The organism is Streptomyces sp. NPDC013455, from assembly GCF_040632975.1.
GTDB lineage: Bacteria > Actinomycetota > Actinomycetes > Streptomycetales > Streptomycetaceae > Streptomyces.
In genome coordinates this window covers 158,353-164,396 of sequence record NZ_JBEYCX010000012.1, presented here as the reverse complement: position 1 = coordinate 164,396, position 6,044 = coordinate 158,353, and the positions used below count along the sequence as shown (strand labels likewise).

At 69.4% G+C, this 6,044-nt stretch carries 6 protein-coding genes and 2 pseudogenes; 6 read left to right on the top strand and 2 right to left on the bottom strand.

Features of this window, described 5'->3' with window-relative positions:
- A pseudogene (locus ABZ576_RS20805) lies at positions 1-417 on the top strand (hypothetical protein); the annotation flags it as partial.
- Positions 418-452: 35 nt separating this feature from the next.
- On the opposite strand, the gene ABZ576_RS20800 reads toward ABZ576_RS20805, so the two are convergent.
- The gene (locus tag ABZ576_RS20800; protein WP_360742498.1) at positions 453-1,169 is read right to left on the bottom strand and encodes an alpha/beta fold hydrolase; all 717 of its coding nucleotides are present in this window, start codon (positions 1,167-1,169) and stop codon (positions 453-455) included.
- The gene (locus ABZ576_RS20795; RefSeq protein ID WP_360742495.1) at positions 1,162-1,746 is read right to left on the bottom strand and encodes a WHG domain-containing protein; all 585 of its coding nucleotides are present in this window, start codon (positions 1,744-1,746) and stop codon (positions 1,162-1,164) included. The genes ABZ576_RS20800 and ABZ576_RS20795 overlap by 8 nt, the downstream gene beginning before the upstream one ends.
- 425 nt (positions 1,747-2,171) lie before the next feature.
- On the opposite strand from ABZ576_RS20795, the gene ABZ576_RS20790 reads away from it, so the two are divergent.
- The 5 genes and pseudogenes from ABZ576_RS20790 (at position 2,172) to ABZ576_RS20770 (ending at position 5,958) form a co-directional block, all read left to right on the top strand.
- Entirely contained in the window at positions 2,172-3,254 is a 1,083-nt protein-coding gene (locus tag ABZ576_RS20790) for a hypothetical protein (RefSeq protein ID WP_360742492.1), read from the top strand.
- A gap of 33 nt (positions 3,255-3,287) precedes the next feature.
- Positions 3,288-3,573 (top strand): annotated as a pseudogene (locus tag ABZ576_RS20785) (IS630 family transposase); the annotation flags it as partial.
- Positions 3,574-3,662: 89 nt separating this feature from the next.
- Positions 3,663-4,625 (top strand): WGR domain-containing protein, encoded by a 963-nt coding sequence (locus ABZ576_RS20780; RefSeq protein ID WP_360742489.1) that lies wholly within the window; start codon positions 3,663-3,665, stop codon positions 4,623-4,625.
- 148 nt (positions 4,626-4,773) lie between these two features.
- Positions 4,774-5,532: a hypothetical protein gene (locus ABZ576_RS20775; protein ID WP_360742486.1), complete on the top strand. Its 759-nt coding sequence runs from the start codon at positions 4,774-4,776 to the stop codon at positions 5,530-5,532.
- A 9-nt stretch (positions 5,533-5,541) separates the two neighbouring features.
- Complete coding sequence (locus tag ABZ576_RS20770) at positions 5,542-5,958, top strand: hypothetical protein (protein WP_360742483.1); 417 nt, start codon at positions 5,542-5,544, stop codon at positions 5,956-5,958.
- Positions 5,959-6,044: the final 86 nt, after the last annotated feature.

Below are 6,044 nucleotides of genomic sequence, written 5' to 3'. Positions count from 1 at the left end.
GCGGGGGACGGCGGCGGCACGGGTCTGTCGGCGGGGCTGACCGGCCCGGCGGGGGACGGCGGCGGCACGGGTCTGTCGGCGGGGCTGACCGGCCCGGCGGGGGACGGCGGCGGCACGGGTCTGTCGGCGGGGCTGACCGGCCCGGCCGGGGACGGCGGGGGCACGCTCTTCGTGGCGCTCGCCCGGCTCACCCGGGACCCGGACCCGTCGCCCCTGCCGGAGCTGGTCTCCGTGGCGGTACGAACCGACGACGGGCGGCACGGGGAGCACGGGGGGCATGGGGGGCGTCGGGGGGACCGTGGGCACCGGGGCTACGAGATGCGGGTGACCTGGTCCGACGGCCCGGCCGCCGCCTTCCGGTTCACGGCCGCGGACGGGCCGTCCGCGGTACCGGTGTGGTCGGTGGCGCCCCTGTGACGGGCCGTTCGCCGTCCGGGCGCCGGCAGCCTCCTCTACGCCGACACCCCGGCGCCGGAGTGCAGCGTCTCGGTGAGCAGGTCCGCGAACTCCACGGGGTGGTCCAGTGTGCCGAGGTGACCGCCCGGGAACGCGGTGATGCCGTTGCCCAGCCGCGCGGCGAGGGACTCGGCCGTCCGGTGCAGGAGCTGACCGCGCGAATCGGAGCCGAAGGCGATCGTCAGCCGGCCCGGCGGCGGGGTGACGGCGGGTGCGTACTGCGTGAACGGACGCAGCACCCGGGCGAGGAAGACGCCCATCGGGGTCGCCGACCCGCCCTCGGCGGGCGGCCGTCCGGGTCCGTCCAGCTGCCGGATCAGCTCCGCCCGGCGCGCCGCCCCGTCGGGCAGGAGCGTCACGCACGGCGGCTCGTGCGCGACCACGTGCGCCAGCCGCCCGGGGTGCCGGGCCAGCAGGTCCAGCGCCGCGATGGCGCCGGAGCTGGTGCCGAACACGAACGCCGGCTCGTCCGCCGGCAGCACGGCGTCCAGCACCCGCCGGGCGCCCTCGCTCCAGTCCGCCACCCGCTGCTCGGCGACCGGCCGGCCGAGCCGGCCGTGCGCGAGGCCCAGCGGGTCGTACGTCACCACGGTGAAGCGGGTCGCCAGCCGCTCGGTCAGCGGGCCGAGCCCCATCGGGTGCCCGGCCCCGCCCGGCACGAGCAGCAGCACCGGGCCGTGGCCCGTGGCGTCGAAGTACGGGGTGTCAGCCATTGCCGTCGCTCTCCCGGGGCCAGTGTTCGAGGGTGATGTGCAGGGCGTCGACCGCCTTGTCCCAGGAGGCCCGCACGTCCCGGTCCGCGCCGAAGCCGCCCGCGCTCTCCAGGACGCAGTAGCCGTGGAAGGTGCTGCGCAGCAGGCGCACCGCGTCCGTCAGGTCCGGCTCGTGCAGGCCGTACGCGCGCAGCATGCCGTAGGTGATCTCCGCGGTGCGGCGCAGCGCCGGGGAGCCGGCGACCAGGGCCTGGTCGATCCGGATCTGGGTGGCCGCGTACCGGCCCGGGTGGCGCAGGGCGTAGTCCCGGTAGGCGCCGGCGAACGCCGTCAGCGCCTCCTTGCCCGCGCGCCCGGCCACCGCGGCCGCGATCCGGTCGATCAGCTCGGCGCCGGCGTACAGCGCGAGCCGGGTGCGCAGGTCCTGCAGACTGCGGACGTGCGAGTACAGACTCGCGTCCCTGACGCCGAAGCGACGGGCCAGCGCGGAGATGCCGACCTGGTCGAAGCCGACCTCGTCCGCCAGCTCGGCGGCCGCCGCCACCAGCCGCTCGGCGGTGAGTCCCACCCGGGCCATATTCCACCTCCTTGGATGCCTAGGTAGAATCCTAGAGTACCTAGGAAAGTCGGTGCGCCCCCGACAGCGTGCGGCCCCGGTCGGTGGTGAGGGCGGCGGCGAAGATCCGGGCGCGGCCGTCCTCGTGGCCCACGGCTATGCTCGCGCGCTCATGGAGCCATCCCGGCTGAGCAGCTGACGGTTCGCGGGAGGCCGTTGCGAGGGAAGTACCGGCTAGTGCTGTGACCGCATAGGTTCACCGGGTTGGCGTTGGCGGGGCCTCGGCCGGTTGGATGTCGTGAGACGTTCAGCTTGAACGACCGGCCCCATGCCGTTCGGGTACGACCGAACGGGTGAGCGCGCCTCCCGCGGGGCTGGTCCCGGGGGTCGTCCTTCGGGCGGGCGATGCGCGGAGTGGCTCCGCCGCGCAGAGGTGGAAGCTCGGCATGCTGGCCGCCCACCCACTTCGTGAACGGAGCACCTCCATGACGCCAAAGTCCGAGACCGAGATCGAGCTGGCTCGAATCGCCAAAATGTCGAGCCGGGAGTACCCGGAGGGCACCTACGCCCTGACCATCAAGCACGCCTACCTCGTCGACATCAAGGGCACCGTCGAGGACGACAACTGCGCCGAGGTCTATGGAACGTTCAGTGTCATCCAGGACGGCAAGAAGTACACCTACTTCACCGCCCCGCAGAAGAGCCCGGCTCGGGTGTGCGAGAAGGACGCCCCGCTCAACCGCGGGAAGCAGGTCGGCGACCTGCCGCGGAACGGCACCTGGGAAAACGACGACAACAACACGATCCTGATCAAGGGCGCCTCGGCAAGCACCGGCTGGGTCCTGGAGGCCGAGCTCCACGACGAGGACACCACCACCAAGGACGACCTGATCTGCAAGGGCCGCAGCGAACTCCTGCGCCCCGGATCCGGCAGGACGACGGCCGGGGTCTGGACCTGCGAAGGCGAGGGCAAGCTCGTCGTCGAATGGGCCATCACGGATGTCGGCGGGCGCGACCTCACCGCCAAGTTCCTCGACAACGACCGCCCCCAGGTGGTCACCAAGCTCCCGGACCTCGGACTTTGGACCCGCCGAATACCCTCCGGCCGCATCCGGTGCCTGGCCCGCCCGGGGTGGTGTCTACAGGGCCTGGGCACCACCGAACAGCCGAACACCCGCAACGTCGAGATCGGTGCGCGCCCGGTGAGGCCGGAGCGGGTGACGCCAGCGTCCGGCGCTGTCGCGGGCGGCGTCGGCGCCGATCCCCAGCACCACCTCGGGCCTCACCAGGACGACGTCGAGCAGCTGGCGGCTGCCCCAGACGGCGGAGAACCTCCTGCCATCCCACGGCTGGCGGTTCCCCAGGCACTGCCAGCCGCCCGGCCACCGCGGTCCGCCCGGCAGCGCAGAGCACCGTGCTGCGGCCAGCGAAGTGCGGCACCTCAACCCGGTCGGCCGCCACGACGTGTAGCACTCTCGCCCAGCGCCGGACCGTCTCGCTCTTGTGAGCGGACAGGTTGTCCAGGATGACGTAGATCGGAGCGCCGTCCGGCCGGGCCGAGGAAGAACCGGGTTGAGCTGTGCTTCGCCCCGACCTACGCGTCTTGGGCCAACCCGATCGAGGCCCATTTCGGGCCGCTGCGGCAGTTCACGGTCGCCAACGCGAACCACCCCAACCATGCCGTCCAGACCCGAGCGCCAGACCCGAGCGCTTCCCGCGTACTTGCGCTGGCGCAACCAAAATACGCGCCATCCCGACGTCCTCGCCGCCCAGCGGCGCGAGCGCGCCCGCATCCGCAGTGAGAAAGGCATCCGCTGGGGCGGACGGATGCGCATCCCGGCGTCCTGACCACCGGAGAAGCGAGCTCCCAGGCGAGCGATAGGGTCACCCGCGTGCGGTCCCGGCGCGGGCCCACCGCAGGCGACATGGGAGGCCCGATGACCACATGGCGGCGGTTCGAACGCCAAGACGTCACGCTCGAATTCTGGGAGATCCGCCAGGAGGGGATCCGCTGCTTCCTTCGCTGGGGCTCCGACCGCACCTCGGGCAAGGGGAGCACGACAATCCTCGACGACGAGGAACAGGCGCGACGCCACGCGGCACGCAAGATCAACGAGCGTCTCCGCAAGGGCTTCACCGAGGTGGAACCACCCTCTGATCCGGCGGAAGCCGAGGCCGGGACACCGGTGCTGGACGTCATCACCAGGGCGGCCGGCCCCTATGCGCCGGTCCCCGAGTTCATGCCGGTCGAGGGCTTCGACCAGGTCTACTGCTGCGCGCGCACGCCCGATCACCCGATGGGCTTCTTCGAGTACTACGTGCTGCGCGAGCAGGGACACACCGCGGTCCGTTTCGCAGTGCGAGCCGGCAGCCACCAGAACGCTGAGGTTGCCGAGTTCCTGGACTTCCTCTGCTCCCGGCGTGACCTCGCCTTCGACGGCCGGTCCCACCACAAGGTGCCGTTGCCGCGTCCGGTCGGGTCCTTCGATTACGCGCTGTTCTGCTCGCCGGCACTGGGCCGGGCCTGTGCTGCGTATCCGGCGGCGGCAGCGCGGGTGGCGACAGCCGTCCCCGTGTTCAACTGCGAGATCGGGGACGAGGACCCTGAGGTACTGGTCGACGCCCGCATCCACGGTCATGCCTCGCTGCCCTGCAGCGACTGGCGACGAGCGCCATATCCCGCCGTTGACCTGCGCTTCGACATCCAGCCGTCGTTCTACCGACCGTCACCGAAGTTCAAGGTCTTCCGTCCGGACGACGTCCAGAAGCTCATGGACGCACTGCCGACGGCATCGCCGCAGAGCTGGCTGGAGGTGCGGTCCTTCCGGGGCGAGACCCTGCGCCTCCAGCCCGACACGACCATGTCCTTCGCTGACGTGCTTTCCGTTCTGACCAACTGAATCGACCTGGCTGTCTCTACCGCGGAGGGCCAGAGCCGGTGAACCTTCTCGGTCACGGCACTAGCCTGCCGAGTGGTAGCGGAGCGGCCGGGACGCTCGGCAGCAGGAGGCGGCTGAGGGTGGAACGGCCGGATGAAGGGGAGTGCCCATGGAGTTCGCTCGCACGTCGATCGGCCTGCTCGCGGCGGTGTCCGTGCCGGCTGGTCTGGGCTGGTACAAGAAACTCCCCGCGTACGGAGTGGCGTTCACTGCACTCTACGGAGCCGTTGTTCTGTTGCCTCAGAGTCGCGGAAGCGTTGCGTGGTCGGCATTGGTCGGCGTCACTCTCTTTGCCATCAGCATGGCCATGTTCATGAGGCCGTGGAGTGGCTCCTCTGTGGACTGGAGCTGGGTCCCGACACCGACCATGACCTACTCCAAGTACTTAGCGGCCGTCGGGGCTGCCGCGACGTCCATTTTTTTGATCTACTTGGGATGGCGCGGAGTTGCGGATCATCTGCGCACGGTGATCAATGGTGACGACCGATTCCTGATCGCTGCCTCAGGTCTGTTGCTGGCGGTGTTCGGATGCCAGTTCATTATCGGCGCAGCCGTGAAGCCGCTCATTTCGGAGATCCGCGAGAAAGTCGCCTCCGGTGACCTCCCTGAGAATGTCAACGAGTTCATCAAGGTGGGTCCTCACGTCGGATGGGTTGAGAGATTCCTCCTCTACTCATTCCTTGTTGCCGGGAGTCCCGAAGCGGCGGCGTTGGTGGTAACGGCCAAGTCGTTTGCGCGTGCCCCGGGCGCGAGGGAGGGCGGAAAGCTGGTTGGGGACTACTATCTGATCGGGACCCTGGTGAGCGTGGCGGCAGCTCTTGCGGCATCTGTCACCACTAGGCTGGCACTTGGTATACCGCCACTATAGGAGATATGCATGGTGCGCGAACATCCTTTCTTTCGGCAACTTATCTCATTGAGTCTTCCGGTGGATGGTTACGTGGTTGCCGGAAGCGGCCCCATGTTCGCGCATGGCCTCAGGCGGGAAATCGGTGATATCGATGTGGTGGCAGGCGGTGCGGCCTGGAGCAGGGCTCTGGAAATGGGGCATCCGGAGGCGGCACCGCTGGGTTTTGCGCAGCACGTAGCCTTGTTCGGCGGAACCATTGAAATCCTGGATGGATGGTTCGGGTATCCCGTCGGGATGTTGATACAAGAGGCCGAGGTCATCGAAGGAATCAGGTTCATGCCGCTGGCGAGGGTGCTTGAATGGAAAGTCAAATTCGTGGATCACGGTATGGGTCGCGAAAAGGATCGGCGTGACATCGAGGTGATCAGGCAACATCTGCGATAGGGGCGTCGTAGGTATGTGTCACGCAGAGAGTGCGGCACGTCAGTCACCGCCGGCCGGCTGGGGGCCGGGGAGGTCCCGGAGCCGTG

What these genes read in the sequence shown, in the direction of transcription:
- ABZ576_RS20780 (WP_360742489.1), top strand. Translation starts at nt 3,663, where the DNA reads ATGACCACATGGCGGCGGTTCGAACGCCAAGACGTCACGCTCGAATTC.
- ABZ576_RS20800 (WP_360742498.1), bottom strand. Translation starts at nt 1,169, where the DNA reads ATGGCTGACACCCCGTACTTCGACGCCACGGGCCACGGCCCGGTGCTG.
- ABZ576_RS20775 (WP_360742486.1), top strand. Translation starts at nt 4,774, where the DNA reads ATGGAGTTCGCTCGCACGTCGATCGGCCTGCTCGCGGCGGTGTCCGTG.
- ABZ576_RS20795 (WP_360742495.1), bottom strand. Translation starts at nt 1,746, where the DNA reads ATGGCCCGGGTGGGACTCACCGCCGAGCGGCTGGTGGCGGCGGCCGCC.
- ABZ576_RS20790 (WP_360742492.1), top strand. Translation starts at nt 2,172, where the DNA reads ATGCTGGCCGCCCACCCACTTCGTGAACGGAGCACCTCCATGACGCCA.
- ABZ576_RS20770 (WP_360742483.1), top strand. Translation starts at nt 5,542, where the DNA reads ATGGTGCGCGAACATCCTTTCTTTCGGCAACTTATCTCATTGAGTCTT.